General features: G+C 65.5%; 12 protein-coding genes. 6 read left to right on the top strand and 6 right to left on the bottom strand.

What is annotated here, in order from left to right; all coding sequences use genetic code 11:
• The first annotated feature begins 367 nt into the window (after positions 1-367).
• The 3 genes from ACQR1H_RS08675 to ACQR1H_RS08665 all read left to right on the top strand — a co-directional run bounded on the left by ACQR1H_RS08675 (position 368) and on the right by ACQR1H_RS08665 (position 5,187).
• A complete protein-coding gene (locus ACQR1H_RS08675) occupies positions 368-1,678 on the top strand; it encodes a hemolysin family protein (RefSeq protein ID WP_315800530.1) in 1,311 nt (436 codons plus the stop codon).
• Positions 1,679-2,137: 459 nt separating this feature from the next.
• Positions 2,138-3,871 carry an ABC transporter permease gene (locus tag ACQR1H_RS08670; protein WP_315800909.1) on the top strand — a complete coding sequence of 578 codons (1,734 nt, stop codon included), beginning with the start codon at positions 2,138-2,140 and terminating at the stop codon, positions 3,869-3,871.
• Between the two features lie 14 nt (positions 3,872-3,885).
• Positions 3,886-5,187, top strand: a complete 1,302-nt coding sequence (locus ACQR1H_RS08665) for an ABC transporter ATP-binding protein (protein ID WP_316183142.1) — start codon at positions 3,886-3,888, stop codon at positions 5,185-5,187.
• A gap of 11 nt (positions 5,188-5,198) precedes the next feature.
• Here ACQR1H_RS08665 and ACQR1H_RS08660 read toward each other — a convergent pair whose 3' ends face one another.
• From ACQR1H_RS08660 to ACQR1H_RS08635, 6 genes are all read right to left on the bottom strand, one after another.
• Positions 5,199-5,516, bottom strand: a complete 318-nt coding sequence (locus tag ACQR1H_RS08660) for a cupredoxin domain-containing protein (RefSeq protein WP_316239343.1) — start codon at positions 5,514-5,516, stop codon at positions 5,199-5,201.
• 9 nt (positions 5,517-5,525) lie between these two features.
• Positions 5,526-6,047, bottom strand: coding sequence for a DUF4142 domain-containing protein (locus ACQR1H_RS08655; RefSeq protein WP_315800533.1), 522 nt, complete (start codon positions 6,045-6,047; stop codon positions 5,526-5,528).
• Positions 6,048-6,143: 96 nt separating this feature from the next.
• Positions 6,144-6,830: an RNA polymerase sigma factor gene (locus ACQR1H_RS08650; RefSeq protein WP_316239344.1), complete on the bottom strand. Its 687-nt coding sequence runs from the start codon at positions 6,828-6,830 to the stop codon at positions 6,144-6,146.
• Between the two features lie 81 nt (positions 6,831-6,911).
• A complete protein-coding gene (locus tag ACQR1H_RS08645) occupies positions 6,912-8,537 on the bottom strand; it encodes an FMN-binding glutamate synthase family protein (RefSeq protein WP_315800535.1) in 1,626 nt (541 codons plus the stop codon).
• Between the two features lie 213 nt (positions 8,538-8,750).
• On the bottom strand, positions 8,751-10,316 hold the full coding sequence (locus ACQR1H_RS08640; protein ID WP_316239345.1) for an acyl-CoA synthetase: 1,566 nt from the start codon (positions 10,314-10,316) through the stop codon (positions 8,751-8,753).
• Between the two features lie 210 nt (positions 10,317-10,526).
• A complete protein-coding gene (locus ACQR1H_RS08635) occupies positions 10,527-11,300 on the bottom strand; it encodes a ferredoxin--NADP reductase (RefSeq protein WP_315715287.1) in 774 nt (257 codons plus the stop codon).
• A gap of 288 nt (positions 11,301-11,588) precedes the next feature.
• Between ACQR1H_RS08635 and ACQR1H_RS08630 the strand changes: the two genes are divergently transcribed.
• The 3 genes from ACQR1H_RS08630 to ACQR1H_RS08620 all read left to right on the top strand — a co-directional run bounded on the left by ACQR1H_RS08630 (position 11,589) and on the right by ACQR1H_RS08620 (position 15,404).
• Positions 11,589-12,542: an ATP-grasp domain-containing protein gene (locus tag ACQR1H_RS08630; protein ID WP_316239346.1), complete on the top strand. Its 954-nt coding sequence runs from the start codon at positions 11,589-11,591 to the stop codon at positions 12,540-12,542.
• A 112-nt stretch (positions 12,543-12,654) separates the two neighbouring features.
• On the top strand, positions 12,655-13,794 hold the full coding sequence (locus ACQR1H_RS08625; protein WP_316239347.1) for an FAD-dependent monooxygenase: 1,140 nt from the start codon (positions 12,655-12,657) through the stop codon (positions 13,792-13,794).
• The gene (locus ACQR1H_RS08620; protein ID WP_316239348.1) at positions 13,791-15,404 is read left to right on the top strand and encodes a benzoate-CoA ligase family protein; all 1,614 of its coding nucleotides are present in this window, start codon (positions 13,791-13,793) and stop codon (positions 15,402-15,404) included. Before ACQR1H_RS08625 ends, ACQR1H_RS08620 begins: the two co-directional genes overlap by 4 nt.
• Positions 15,405-15,408 lie beyond the last annotated feature (4 nt).

Genomic DNA, 15,408 nt, shown 5'->3' with positions numbered 1-15,408 from the left:
GCCTGACGCCAGTGAGAGCCGAAACTGGCGCTCCACAAAAGGTGTCGTCCCGGCGAACGCCGGGACCCATACCGCGGACGCCATCGAGGGACCTCGCTGGCAGTTGTCCTGCCTGATCGTCAGCGCCCGTGGTGGCGGCAATTCGTCGCCGTTCCGAGTGCCTTCGATAGATCACGCGGTATGGGTCCCGGCGTTCGCCGGGACCCATACCGGAGGTTCAGGAGCTGCCCGTGCCTCAAGCGAACCAGCCTCCCACTTTCAGCCCTCCCATGCACGCCACCTCCGCACACCGGCATTGGGCGCTTGCCGTCCCCATATGCTAGGACCTGTCCCCATCCTGCCCCTCCGGGCGCCAGACAAGGTCGAAATGCTCTCCGTCGAACTCGCCATCATCGTCGTCCTCATCGTCGTCAACGGACTGTTATCCATGTCCGAACTCGCGATCGTGTCGTCGCGTCCCGCGCGGCTGGCGCTGCTGGCGGAAAAGGGCGTTTCCGGCGCCCGTCGGGCGCTCGCGCTGGCGTCCGATCCCGGCCGGTTCCTCTCGACGGTGCAAATCGGCATCACCCTGGTCGGGGTGCTCTCCGGCGCATTCTCCGGCGCCACGCTCGGCCAGCGCCTGACACAATCGCTGCTGGAGCTCGGCCTGTCGGCTTCGGTCGCCGACATCGTCGGCGTCGGCCTCGTCGTCACCATTATCACCTATGCCACGCTGATCGTCGGCGAGTTGGTGCCGAAACAGCTCGCGCTGCGTGATCCCGAGGCGATTGCCGTCCGCGTCGCGCCGGCCATGCAGTTGCTCGCCAAGGTGTCGCTGCCGCTGGTGGTGCTGCTCGACCTTTCCGGCAAGCTGATCCTGACGCTGCTCGGCCGCTCCGGCGAGGCCGAGGAGAAAGTTTCCGAAGAGGAGATCCACCATCTGGTGCGCGAGGCCGAGACCGCCGGCGTGCTCGAGCCAGGCGAGAAGGAGATGATCGCCGGCGTGATGCGGCTCGGCGACCGTCCGGTCGGCGCCATCATGACGCCGCGGCCCGAGGTCGACGTCGTCGACCTCAACGACGACCCCAAGGCCATTCGCGAACTGCTCGCCAAGAGCCCGCATTCGCGCCTGCCGGTGTCGGACGGCGAGCGCGACCGTCCGATCGGCGTGCTGCAAGCCAAGGACCTGCTGGCGGCGTATCTGCGCGATGAGACGCCGGACCTGCGCAGCCTGGTGCGCGAGGTGCCGATCATTCCGTCCACCGTCGATGCGCGCGACGTGATCGCCATCCTGAAGGTGGCGCCCGTGCATATGGGGCTGGTGCACGACGAATACGGCGCGTTCGAAGGCGTGGTGACCGCGGCGGATATCCTGGAGTCGATCGTTGGCGCGTTCTCCTCCGAGGAGGGCCCGCCCGAGCCGGCCTGCGTCCGCCGTGACGACGGCTCGCTGCTGGTCTCCGGCTGGATGCAACTCGACGAGTTCGCCGACGTGCTGGCGATCGAGGTGCCGCCGCATCGCGGCTATCACACCGTCGCAGGCCTCGTGCTGCAGCACTTCGGCAGCGTGCCCGAGGTCGGCCAGAGCTTCGAGCTGCAAGGCTGGCGCTTCGAGATCATCGACCTCGACGGCCGCCGCATCGACAAGATCCTGGCGACGAGGCTCGCGCCGGACGGCGGCGAGCCGAACGTGGGGTGATTGAGCCCCACTGCTGCGGCCCGACCAGTGCGCTCCCTCTCCCGCTTGCGGGGGAGGGTTGGGGTGGGGGCGCCACAGCGGCAGTCGCTCCCGGAGCATTCCCTACCCGCATCGCACCTGACGATGCGATGCGACCTCCCCCGCAAGCGGGGGAGGCGCTGACCGTCGTCGGCGCGACAGATGTGACCCGGCGTCTCCGTACCGATGGAGCCCCAAGCCAAGCCGCATCTGCGTTCGACTAGCCTCGTCGCGGGAACGTGAAGAGGCTGCCTGCGTATCCTTTGATAGGCCGGACCGAGAGGCCGGATCCCGACCGCTCCGCTTGATATCAAACCATCACACAGGGCACTTAGGGTGCGGATTCGGCCGGCACTGTCCGGCCGACCAGCCCTCAAGCCATGACACGGCCACGTCCGCAGCCTCCGCCGATGGTTGCGGCCGACCAGACGAGACATGCCGATGCTGCTCCGGGACATCAGGACGACCGTGCTGCGCGAAACCGTGCGCCCCAATATCTGGGACGTCGTCGCGCTGATCATCGTGGTCGGCGCGATGGTGCTGATCGTCTATGGCGGCGAGCAGACCACCCAGCCCTTGTCCGCGCTCGACACCGCCCCTGTCTCGCTCGATCCGTCCAACCTGCCGCTCTACGCGCTGCGCACCACCTTGCGCATGCTGCTCGCCATCGCGTGCTCGCTCGTCTTCACCTTCGTCTATGCGGCGCTCGCGGCCAAGAGCCGGCGCGCCGAGATCGTGCTGATCCCGCTGCTCGACATCCTGCAGTCGGTACCGATCCTCGGCTTCCTGACCTTCACCGTCGTGTTCTTCATGAACCTGTTTCCGGGCCAGGTGCTGGGCGCCGAGCTCGCCTGCGTGTTCGCGATCTTCACCAGCCAGGCCTGGAACATGACCTTCAGCATGTACCAATCGATGCGCAACGTGCCGAAGGACCTGGAGGAGGCGACGCGCAGCTTCCACCTCTCCGGCTGGCAGCGCTTCTGGCGGCTCGACGTGCCCTATGCGATGCCCGGCCTGATATGGAATGCGATGATGTCGATGTCCGGCGGCTGGTTCTTCGTCGTGGCGTCGGAGGCGATCACGGTCGGCAACACCACCGTCACCCTGCCCGGCATCGGCTCCTATGTCGCGCTCGCCATTCAGCAGAAGGATCTGGCGGCGATCGGCGCCGCGCTGCTGACCATGCTGCTCGTCATCACCGCCTATGACCAGCTGCTGTTCCGCCCGATCGTGGCCTGGGCCGACAAATTCCGCTTCGAGCAGACCGCCTCCGGCAATCCGCCCACCTCCTGGATGCTCGATCTGTTCCGGCGCACCCGCGCCCTGCGCTCGCTGTCGATGCCGTTCGCTGCGCTCAACCGCACCTTCTCGAACCTGCGGATCAACTGGCCGAAAGCCTGGAGCGGCCCCGTGCGCCACGCGCCGCCGTCGCAGATGGTCGACGGTCTCTGGCTTGCCGTGGTCATCCTCGGCTGCGTCTATGCCGGCTGGAAGACCTATCTCTATCTCTCGGCGACGCTGGCGCTCACCGACGTCCTCACCGCGATCGGCTACGGCCTGATCACGCTGATCCGCGTCGCGGTGCTGATCGCGCTGGCGTCGCTGATGTGGGTGCCCGTCGGCGTCTGGATCGGGCTGCGGCCGAAGCTCGCCGAGCGCATCCAGCCGCTGGCGCAATTCCTCGCCGCCTTCCCGGCCAACCTCGCCTTCCCGGTGTTCGTCGTGCTCATCGTGCGCTTTCGCCTCGACGCCAATGTCTGGTTGAGCCCGCTGATGATCCTGGGCACACAGTGGTACATCCTGTTCAACGTCATCGCCGGGGCCAGCGCGTTCCCGACCGACCTGCGCGAGGCCGCCGCGAGCCTGCATCTCACCGGCTGGCGCTGGTGGTTCAAGGTCGTGCTGCCCGGAATCTTCCCCTATTACATCACCGGCGCCATTACCGCCTCCGGCGGCTCGTGGAACGCGGCGATCGTCGCCGAGGTCGCGAGCTGGGGTGATACCCATCTCACCGCAAGCGGGCTCGGCGCCTACATCGCTGCGGCCACCGAGCACGGCGACTTTCCGCGCGTCGTGCTCGGCATTGCCGTGATGTGCATTCTCGTCACTCTGTTCAACCGGCTGCTGTGGCGGCCGCTCTATGCCTTCGGCGAACGCCGGCTGCGGCTCGGCTGACCGGGAGAATTGTCATGCGCGACCAGGTCAAGGACTCATCGCTGATCGAGATCAAGAGCGTCAGCCGGCTGTTTCCCAAGGGCAGCGGCGAGGATCTCGTCGTGCTGGAGAAGGTTGACCTCACGATCCGCGCCGGCGAGATCGTCGGCCTGCTCGGACGCTCCGGCTCCGGCAAGTCGACGCTTCTGCGGATCATCGCCGGCCTGGTGTCGCCATCCTCGGGCGAAGCGCGCTGCCGCGGCGAGATCATCGCCGGCCCGCCCGTTGGTGTCGCCATGGTGTTCCAGTCGTTCGCACTGTTTCCCTGGCTGACCGTGCTGCAGAACGTCGAGCTCGGCCTCGAGGCGCTCGGTGTCGACAGCGCCGAGCGGCGCAAGCGCGCGCTGGCCGCGATCGACCTGATCGGTCTCGACGGTTTCGAATCCGCTTTTCCAAAGGAGCTCTCCGGCGGCATGCGCCAGCGCGTCGGCTTCGCCCGCGCGCTGGTGGTGCATCCCGACCTGCTGCTGATGGACGAGCCGTTCTCGGCCCTGGACGTGCTGACCGCCGAGACACTTCGTACCGACCTCGTCGATCTCTGGACCGACGGGCGGCTGCCGATCAAGTCGGTGCTGATGGTGACGCACAACATCGAGGAAGCGGTGCTGATGTGCGACCGCATCCTGGTGTTCTCGTCCAATCCCGGCCGCGTCGCCGCCGAGTTCAAGGTCGACCTGCCGCATCCGCGCAACCGGCTCGATCCGGCGTTCCGCCAGCTCGTCGACAGTCTCTATGCCCGCATGACGCAGCGGCCCGAGCCGAAGCTGCCGAGCACCGCCAGCGCCGGCGTCGGCATGGTGCTCAGCCACGTGTCGTCGAACTCGATCTCGGGCCTGATCGAGACGCTCGCCGGCGAACCTTATAATGGGCATGCCGACCTGCCGGTGCTGGCGGGCCATCTGCAGCTCGAGGTCGACGAGATCTTTCCCTTGGCCGAGGCGCTGCAGCTCCTGCGCTTCGCCCAGCTCAGCGAAGGCGATCTGACCCTGACCGAGGCCGGACGGCGGTTCGCGCATCAGGAGACCGACGAGCGCAAGAAGCTGTTCGCGCAGCATCTGATGGAGAACGTGCCGCTGATGGGGCTGATCCGCCGCGTGCTCGACGACCGCCCCTCGCACGCCGCGCCGGCCGCGCGCTTCCGCATCGAGCTCGAGGACTACATGTCCGAGCACTATGCCGACGAGACGCTGCACACCATCGTATCATGGGGCCGCTACGCCGAGCTGTTTGCCTATGACGAGCAATCCGAGACCTTCAGCCTGGAAAACCCGCATTGAGGCCAGCGGCGTCACGGCGCGATCGTCAGGGTCGCCTTCATGTTGGGGTGAAAGCGGCAGTAGTAGTCGACCGTGCCCGCCTTCTTGAGGACCGAACTCACCGTCTTGCTCGGCGGCAAAATGACATCGAATGCGCCATCCCGCGCCGTCGCCGTATGAGCCAGCGCATCCTTGTTGACCCATTCGACGGTGTCGCCGACCTTGGCCGAAGCCGCGGCCGGCGAGAATTCGAGCTTGTCCACCACGATCCGGATCGTGGCCGCGCGCGCCGGAACGCTCACGGCGGCGAGCACAACCATGCTCACGAGAGTGATGCGTCCCGACAGCATCGGATCGTCCTACTTCAGATCCGCCGCGACATGCTCGGCGTGCTGCTCGTGGCCCTGGAACAGCTTCAGGCCGGTCTGCAGCAACTCCTTCAGCTCGGCGTTGGTTGCGGACGGAATGAGCTGCGTCTCCAGCGCGCCGTTCACCGTCTTGTGGTAGGCGACCTCGTTGGCGATATAGGCCTTGTCGAAGGCCGCGCCCTTGAGCTTGCCGAGCTCGTCGAGCTTCTCGCTCGCCTGCTTCGACAGTGCGCGGCTGGTGTCGTTATCCTCAGGCGTGACTTTCAACTTCTTGACGAGGGCGAGGGCCTGCTTGTTGACCGCCTCGTGGTCACGCACCATGCCTTGGGCGAACTCCTTGACTTCCTTGCTCCCGGATTTGTCCAAGGCCTGCTTCGCCGCCTTGATGTCGATTTCGCCGGCTGTGTAGGCGATATGCGCGATCTGCGGATCGCTGAGCTTGGCGCCCTGCGACAGGGCGGCGCTGCTCGTGACGCAGAGCGCGACGGCGATCGTGCCGATATGCTTGAACATGGTTCTCATCTCCTGTGGCGCCGGACCTCGTGGCCGGCGGGTGAATGGCTGCACAGGGATTGGATGAAAAGCGGGAGCCGACGTTCCCGGGAATCTTCACGCCGGACGTCGAAGACGATCGAGCACGGCGTCGGTCAGCCGCTCGCAACGCGGGCCGGCGAAGGGAAACGCGTCCAGAAGGACGGGACCGATCTCCTTTTCGACGTTCTCGCGCAACATGCCGCGGGCGCGATGCAAGCGCGTCTTCACGGTCTCGGGCTTCAATCCGAGCAAGTCCGCCGTCTCGTCGATGCTCATCTCCTCGATCACGCGGGCGATGAACACCAGGCGAAACGGCTCGGACAGGTCATCGATCGCCCGTTCGACGACGGCCTGGATCTGGCGCTGCGCCACAGACTTCTCCGGATCGCTCGACGTGGCGGGAAATTGGATCACCTCGGCCCCTGGCCTGTCTTGGTGCTGCACATCCAGTTGCAGTGCGGGCCGTTGTCCGCGCAGGCGTCCCATCGCCTCGTTCATTGCGATGCGGACCAACCAGGTCGACAGGCTGGACTGGCCGCGAAACTCGTCGAGATGGGTGAGCGCCCGGACATAGGTCTCCTGCACGACGTCCTCCGCCTCACTGTCATTGCACAGGATGCCGCGGGCGATCCGGAACAGGCGACGGTTGTTGGCCTGGAGGATGGCCCGGATGGCGGTCTCGTCCCGGGCTTTTGCCCGTCGGATCAGGTCATCCTCGCCGCTCGTCGCCGCGGAGACTGTGGTCGCTGTGGTCCAAGGCATTGTCGATCATCCAAGCTGAGCACGCGTGGCTTAGATGGAATTGGAGCCGGAAGGTTCCCAAGAACAATCACGCAAGGCGTTTTACTGCACCGCCGCGAACGTATCGGCTCGCGCCATCGCCCAGGCGTCGCGGAAGCGGACGTCCTGGGTGCCGTCGAGCAGCTCGCCAGGACGCAGCGCCGGATACAGCTTGGCAAACGAGGACACCTCAGTGGTCGACGTCCGCTGTGAGAAGTGGATCGGCCGCAGGTCCTGCGGATGTTCGAGACCGGCGGCGGCGAGCAGCTCGGCCAGCGCATGCAGGGTCGCGTGATGATAGTTGTAGACGCGGTCGAGCTTGTGCGGGACGACCAGCGCGCGAGCGCGCGTCGGATCCTGGGTGGCGACACCGGTCGGGCATCTGTCGGTATGGCAGCTCAAGGACTGGATGCAGCCGAGCGAGAACATGAAGCCGCGCGCCGCGTTGCACCAGTCGGCGCCGATCGACATCGCGCGCGCCATGTCGAACGCGGTGGCGATCTTGCCGGAGGCGCCGATCTTGATGCGGTCGCGGATGCCAAGGCCGACCAGCGCATTGTGCACGAAGCTGACGCCCTCGCGCATCGGCATGCCCAGATGGTCCATGAACTCGAGCGGCGCGGCACCGGTGCCGCCTTCATTGCCGTCGACCACGATGAAGTCGGGATAGATGCCGGTCTCCAGCATGGCCTTGCAGATCGCGAGGAATTCCCAGGGGTGGCCGATGCACAGCTTGAAGCCGGCCGGCTTGCCGCCCGACAGTCGCCGCATCTCGCCGATGAACTGCATCATGCCGATGGGCGTCGAGAACGCGCGATGCGCCGGCGGCGAGATGCAATCCTCGCCCATCGAGACGCCGCGGATCTTCGAGATCTCCTCGGACACCTTGGCGGCCGGCAGCACCCCGCCATGGCCGGGCTTGGCGCCCTGGCTGATCTTGAGCTCCACCATCTTGATCTGGTCGTGGCTCGCGACCCGCGTGAACGCCTCGGGATCGAACGTGCCATCATGACGCCGGCAGCCGAAATAGCCGGAGCCGATCTCCCAGATGATGTCGCCGCCCATTTCGGCGTGATAGGGACTGAAGCCACCTTCGCCGGTGTCGTGGGCGAAGCCGCCCTTCTTCGCCCCGCCATTGAGGGCACGCACCGCATTCGGGCTCAGCGCGCCGAAGCTCATGGCGGAGATGTTGAACACCGAGGCCGAATACGGCTTGGTGCAATCCGGACCACCAATGGTGATGCGGAACTTCTCCTCCGCATGCGGCTTGGGCGCGATCGAATGGTGCATCCATTCGTAGCCCTCGCGGTAGACGTCCTCCTGGGTGCCGAACGGGCGCTTGTCGAGCTCCATCTTGGCGCGCTGATAGACCACCGCGCGGGTGTCGCGCGAGAACGGCATGCCGTCCTTTTCGCTCTCGAAGAAATACTGCCGCATCTCGGGCCGGATCTCTTCGAGCAAGAACCGCATATGCGCCGAGATCGGATAATTGCGCAGCACTGCGTGGCTCTTCTGCACGAGATCGCGGATGCCGAGCAGGGTGAGCGCACCGAAGATCAGCAGCGGGATCAGGACGAGATCGAAGATCTTGCGGTCGTAGATACCGAGGATCAGCAGCAGGGCGGTCGCCGTGGCGCAGATCGTCAGCACGATGAAGCGCGGCGAAAACGGGAGCAGCAGCGTATCCATGGGAGGCCTCGGGGCAGCTCGTGGAAGATCCGGTGTCACGATAGTACTGATATCGCGAAGCAATCGTTACACAAGCGCGCGCAATCGGCCATCGATGATATCACAACGTCGATAGCCCTAGGCTATCGGCTGCGGCACTGCGAGATCGGTCCGCAGCGCCGTAGCGGCCTCGGCGCCTCCCCGCCGAGACACGCGATCGCCAAAGGCAGCTGCTTACCCCTCCGCAAACAGCCCCGAATGCGCCTCGCGCAACTGACGCTTCAAGAGCTTGCCGCTGGGATTCTTGGGCAGCGCATCGACAAACACGATCCGTTTCGGCGTCTTGAAGGTGGCGAGCCGTGCCGAGGCCTGCTTGAGCACCACCTCCTCGGTCAGCTCGCAGCCGGACTTGACCACGACCATCGCCACGACCGCCTCGACCCAGCGTGGATGCGGCAGGCCGACGACGGCGACCTCCGACACTTCCGGAATCAGATACAGCGCCTCCTCGACCTCGCGGCTGGCGACGTTCTCACCGCCGGTCTTGATCATGTCCTTCTTGCGGTCGACGATGGTGATGTAGCCTTCGTCGTCGATGGTCGCGAGATCGCCGGAATGAAACCAGTCGCCGTGGAAGGCGGCGGCAGTGCGCTCGTCGTCATGGAAGTAGCCGAGCATCAGATGCGGCGAGCGGTGTACGACCTCGCCGACCTCGCCCGGGGCGACATCATTCATGTCGTCATCGACGATCCGGGTCTCGACGTTGAGCACGGCGCGGCCGCAACTGCCCGGCTTGCGCAATTGATCGTCGGGTCCGAGCATCGTCGCCAGCGGCGCGATCTCGGTCTGGCCATACAGGTTCCACAGACGCACCTTCGGCAGCCGCTGCGCCAGCTCGCGCAGCACCTCGACCGGCATGATCGAGGCGCCGTAATAGCCCTTGCGCAAAGTGGACAAGTCGGTGGTCTCGAACAGCGGCGAGCGCAGAATCGAGATCCACACCGTCGGCGGCGCGAAGAACGAGGTGATGCGATATTTCGCGATCAGCGGCAGCAGATTGTCCGGCGTCGGAAACGCGGTGATGATGTTGGTGGCGCCGACATAGATCGACGGCCCGAAGAACACGTCGAGCTGCGCGCAGTGATACAGCGGCAGCGCGTGGAGGGTGACATCGTCGGCGGAAATGCCGGCATCGACGATACAGCTGACATACTGCCAAATGACGGCGTCATGGGTCAGCATCGCGCCCTTCGGCAGCGACTCCGTGCCGGAAGTGTAGACGATCTGCGCGACGTCGCCTCCGGCGATCTCGACGGCAGGCACCGTCGCCGTCGAGGCCGCGAGCTCGGCAAAATCGATCATGTCGGCCTGCCGCTCGCTCGAACCTTCCGACGGCAGCCAGATCAATTGCTCGACCGCCGGCACCAGCGCCTTGGCAGCACGTGCCACGCCGGCAAAGCCGCTGTCGGTCGCGAGCAGCCGCGCGCCCGCATGCTTGAGGATGTAGGCGACCTCCTCCGGCTTGAGCATGAAATTGATCGGCACCAGGACAGCGCCGAGCCGCGCCAGCGCGAAGCGCAGGGCGGCAAAGGCATGAGAGTTGCGCGCGAGGATGGCGACCCGCTCGCCCTTGCCGACGCCGCGCGCGGCGAGGCCGGCCGCGAGGCGGTCGACGATGGCGTTGAACTCGGCGTAGGTCCAACGCGTATCGCCGCAGATCACCGCCGTCTTGCCTGGCGTGCGCGCCGCGCTCCGCCGCAGGAGGTCACCGAGCGTCTGTCTGCGAACGATGGAATCCATGGCCGTACCCCTCATTGTATCGGGGATGGCCGCCGCTCGGGCAATCCAAGTCCCCTCCCTGTGTCGCGCCGGACGTCTGCAGGTCCGGTCTTGCTGCCGAAAATCGCACGGCCGCTTCGAAACGCGCAAGGAGGATATTGCCAACGAAAAGAGCGCCCCGATTGCGTCGAGGCGCTCTTTCGAAAGTGTCAAAGTCGGAAGCTTGGCGGCTCAGCGCTCGACGAACGCTTTCTCGATCACGAAATGGCCGGGTTCGTTGCCGCTGCCTTCGAGGAAGCCGCGGGATTCGAACATGGTCTTGAGCTCCTCCAGCATCGCCGGGCTGCCGCACATCATGATGCGGTCCTTGGCGATATCGAGCTCATGCTGGCCGATATCGTTGAACAGCTGCTGCGACGAGATCAGGTCGGTGATGCGGCCGCGGTTGCGGAACGGCTCGCGGGTGACGGTCGGATAATACTGCAGCTTGCCGTCGAGCAGCTCTCCGAACAGCTCGTCCTCGCGCAGCTTGGCGACGACGCTCTCGCCATAGGCGAGCTCGGCGACCTGGCGGCAGCCGTGGACCAGCACGATGCTCTCGAAACGCTCGTAGACGTCGGGATCCTTGATCAGGCTGGCGAACGGGGCAAGGCCGGTGCCGGTCGACAGCAGCAGCAGCCGGCTGCCGGGCAGCAGGTTGTCGGGGATCAGCGTCCCGGTCGCCTTGCGGCCGACCAGGATGGTGTCGCCTTCCTTGATCTTCTGCAGCCGGGAGGTCAGCGGACCGTCCTGCACCTTGATGCTGAAGAACTCGAGTTCCTCCTCGTGATTGGCGCTCGCCATGCTGTAGGCGCGCAGCAGCGGGCGGCCCTCGACCTCAAGGCCGATCATCGCGAACTGACCATTCTGGAAGCGGAAGCCCGCATCGCGGGTGGCTCGGAAGGAGAACAGGGTGTCCGTCCAGTGGTGAACGGAAAGAACTTTCTCTTTATAGAACGCGCTCATGTCGTTTGTTTTTTCACGTGGGCTGAAGTTGGAAGAAACAAGTCGTGACGGAGGCAGGACCGCAAAAACCCTATAGATCCAGCGATTTCGGCGCCTGATGTACGTGAAAACAGCGAATAATCAACCCGCGTGGACGCACCATTGATCACGATCAAATGCATGCCGGCTGATGCCCGGAATCGCCTCGATCGGCCGTTCATTCGTACACAAACGATATGGGTAATTTACTTGCCGAGATTCCGATTTTCCAGCACTTTAATTCCGCATCTCCGGCCCAATCCTTGAGCAATGATTAACCATCCGCAGACCCAGCTCTCCGCCGTCACCCGCTACTGCGCCGAACGAGGCATCGCGCTCGACGTGCGGGAAGACGGCTGGTTGCAGGTGCTCGAGGATGCCACCCGGCGTCACCTGATCTTCGGCTACGATCTCGGCCTGAACAGTGCGGTGGCGCACAGACTGGCGTGTGACAAGGCGGCGACCTCGGCGCTGCTGAGAGCCGATGGGATTGCCGCGGTTCCACACGTATTCTTTCTGGCTCCAGCCCTCGGCGGCCGGTCCGGCCAGACGGCCGAGGCCGTGCTGGCGCTGCTCGAAACCCATCCGCGCGGGCTGGTGGTCAAGCCCAACGAGGGCACCTCGGGACGATCGGTGGTCCGCGTCACCGGGAAGGATGAGCTGCTGCACGCGGTGAACGGCATTTTCGAGACCGGCGCGAACGTCGCGATCGCGCCGCTCATGGATATCGTCGACGAGGTCCGTGTCGTGCAGCTCGATGACGCATCCATGATTGTCTATCGCAAGCTGCGCCCCATCGTGACCGGCGACGGCCTGAAGTCGCTGCTCGACCTCGCGCTGTCGGCCACTCCGGCCGCGGGGCACGCACAACTCCTGCGGCGCCTCGACGCCGAATTCGACGCGTCTGCCCTGCGCGCCGTCGTGCCGCACGGCGAGCAGCGCCTGCTGAGCTGGCGGCACAATCTCGAATTCGGGGCTCAGCCCGTGCTGCTCGAACCCGGCGCACAGCGGGACCTCTGTGCCGCGCTCGCCACCGCGGCGGCCCGCGTCATCGGCATCCGCTACGCATCGGTCGACCTCGTGCTCGCCGATGGACGCTGGCAGGTGCTCGAAATCAATTCGGGCGTGAAGATGGAGGCGCTCGGCCGGCATGCGCCGGAGCTGGTCGAGAGCACCTATTTCGCCGCGCTCGACGCGATCTTCGGCAGAGGCCCACCGAAATGACCTGCGGCCGGCGGCCCGATCTCCAACAATAAGATTTCGCTGGCCTCGATCGAGATGAGGGATTAGTCTCCGGTCCAAAATAAACAGTATACTGTCAATTCGGAGGACGCCCTTGCGCATCGCCGTGCTCGGCGGCGGCCCTGGCGGGCTGTATTTCGCCTATCTCTGGAAGAAGCGGCACCCCGCCGCCGTGGTCGATCTGTTCGAGCAGAACCCGGCCGGAGCGACCTGGGGCTTTGGCGTCGTGTTCTCCGATCAGGCGCTGGAATTTCTGCGCGCCGACGATCCCGACACGGTGGATGCGATCGCGCCGCGCATGGAGAGCTGGCGCAACATCACGCTCAATCTGCGCGGCGAGACCGTCGAGATCGATGGCGTCGGCTTTTCCGCGATCGGCCGGCTCGAACTGTTGAAGCTGCTGCAGGCCCGCGCCGAGAGCGTCGGCGTCGTCGCCCGCTATGGCACGACCGTCCAGTCGCTGGACCAGCTCGCAGGCTACGATCTGATCGTCGCTGCCGATGGGCTGAACTCGCTGGTCCGCCGCAGCTTCGAAGGCGATTTCGGCTTCTCCGTGTCCTACTCCAGCAACAAGTTCGCCTGGTACGGCACGTCGAAGACCTTTGCCACGCTGTCGCAGACCTTCGTCGCGACCGACCGCGGCAGCTTCAACGCGCACCATTATCGCTATGCGCCGGACATGAGCACGTTCCTGGTGGAATGCGATCGCGCCACCTGGCACGCCTATGGCTTCGCCGAGATGTCGGTCGACGAATCCCGGCGCGTCTGCGAGCAGGTGTTTGCCGCCACGCTCGATGGTCACGCGCTGGTCTCCAACCGATCGGTATGGCGCAATTTCCCCTGGGTCTGGAACGAGCACTGGTGGCACCGGAACATGGTGCTGATCGGCGACGCGCTGCATACCGCGCACTTCTCGATCGGCTCCGGGACGCGGCTGGCGATCGAGGACGCGATCGCGCTCGCCAAGGCGCTCGATGCCGAGAGGAGTCTCTCCGACGGCCTCGCCCGCTATCAGGCCGAGCGGCAGCCAATCGTGAAGAAGCTGGTGACGGCGGCCCGGACCAGCAGCGACTGGTATGAATCCTTCCCGGCCCACATGACGCTCGGCCTGTTGGATTTCGCCTACAGCTATATCACCCGGTCCGGGCGCATCGATGATTCCAGGCTGCGGGCGATGGCCCCGCAATTCATGGCCCGCTACGAGGCAGCTCGGCGCACGGGAGCGCACGGATGACGAACGAGATCGCCGACAAGGTTCCGCGCGACAGCGCCGGCGCGCGCGAGATCGGCTTCGCGATTCCCGCCCGCTACAATGCCAGCCGTGTGCTGTTCGACAATCTCGCCAGAGGCAACGCCGACAAGGCTGCGCTGATCGGTCCCGCAGGCCAGCGCAGCTATGCCGAGCTGTGTGCCGACGCCTGCCGTTGGGGCAACGGCTTCACCGCGCTCGGACTCAGCCGCGGTGACCGTGTCCTGCTGTTCCTCGACGATACACCAGCCTATCCGGCCGCGTTCTTCGGCGCAGTCCGCGCCGGCTTCGTGCCGCTGCTGATCAACACGCTGACGCCGCCGGATCTGCTGCAATTCTATCTGGCTGATTCCGGCGCCAAGGTCGCGGTCGCCGACGCCGAGTTTGCCGCACGGTTCGACGCGCAGGCCTGCGCCGAGACCGCGCTGCGCACGCTGGTCGTCGTCAATGGCGAGGCGCCGGCCACCGCCGTCGCGACGACGGTCGCGGCCGATGCCTGGCTGCCCGACTTCACCGATGAGCTGGCGGAGGCCGACACCCACCGCGACGAGATGGCGTTCTGGATGTACTCTTCCGGCTCCACCGGTCGCCCCAAGGGCATCGTCCATCTGCAGCACGACATGGCCTATAGCGAGCAGGCGTTCGCGCGCAACGTGCTGCGGCTGACGCCGGACGACATCTGCTTCTCGGTGCCCAAGATCTTTTTCGCCTACGGTTTCGGCAACACGATCACCTTTCCATTCTCGGCCGGAGCGACGACGCTGCTGCTGCCCGGCCAGCCGAAACCCGCCGCCATCTTCGATGCGATCAGCCGCTTCCGTCCCACCGTGTTCTTCGGCCTGCCGACGCTCTACACCGCGCTCACCAAGGCCGAGGGTGCGAAGGAGGCGGACTTCTCGTCACTGCGGCTCGCGGTCTCCGCGGCCGAGGTGCTCTCGGCCGAGGTCTTCAACGGCTGGAAGAGCCTGACCGGCCTGGAGATCGTCGAAGGCCTCGGCTCGACCGAGGTGCTGCACGTCTATCTCTCGAACCGCGAGGACCGCAAGAAGCTCGGCGCCGCCGGACTGCGCGTCCCCGGCTACGAGATCGCGCTGCGCGACGGCGAAGGACGCGAGGTCGCCACCGGCGAAGAGGGCATTCTCTGGGTACGCGGCGACTCGAACACGCCGCTCTACTGGAACCGTCCGGACAAGACCGCGGAGACGATCCGCGATGGCGGCTGGATCTACACCGGCGACCGTTTCGTGCGTGATTCCGACGGCTTCCATTTCTTCCGCGGCCGCGCCGACGATCTGGTCAAGATCTCCGGACAATGGGTCTATCCGCTCGAAGTCGAGCTCTGCCTCGCCGAGCATCCCGATATCCGGGAGTGCGCCGTGTTTGCGCACGAGTTGCCGGATCGTCGCATGAGCCTGAAGGCCGTGGTGGTGACCAACGGCAGATCCAGGGACGAGCCCGCAACGGTCAAGGCGCTGCAGGACTACGTGAAAACGAAGCTGCTGCCTTACAAATATCCGCGCGAGATCGTGTTCCTCGACGAGTTGCCGAAGACAGGCACGGGCAAGATCGATCGCCAGGCGGTGATGCGGCTGTGAATCG

Origin of the sequence: Bradyrhizobium sp. HKCCYLRH2015, from assembly GCF_051168215.1 — a bacterium.
Lineage (GTDB): Bacteria > Pseudomonadota > Alphaproteobacteria > Rhizobiales > Xanthobacteraceae > Bradyrhizobium.
The sequence above is the reverse complement of the archived record's forward strand: the minus strand, read 5'-3'. Positions and strand labels throughout refer to the sequence as shown.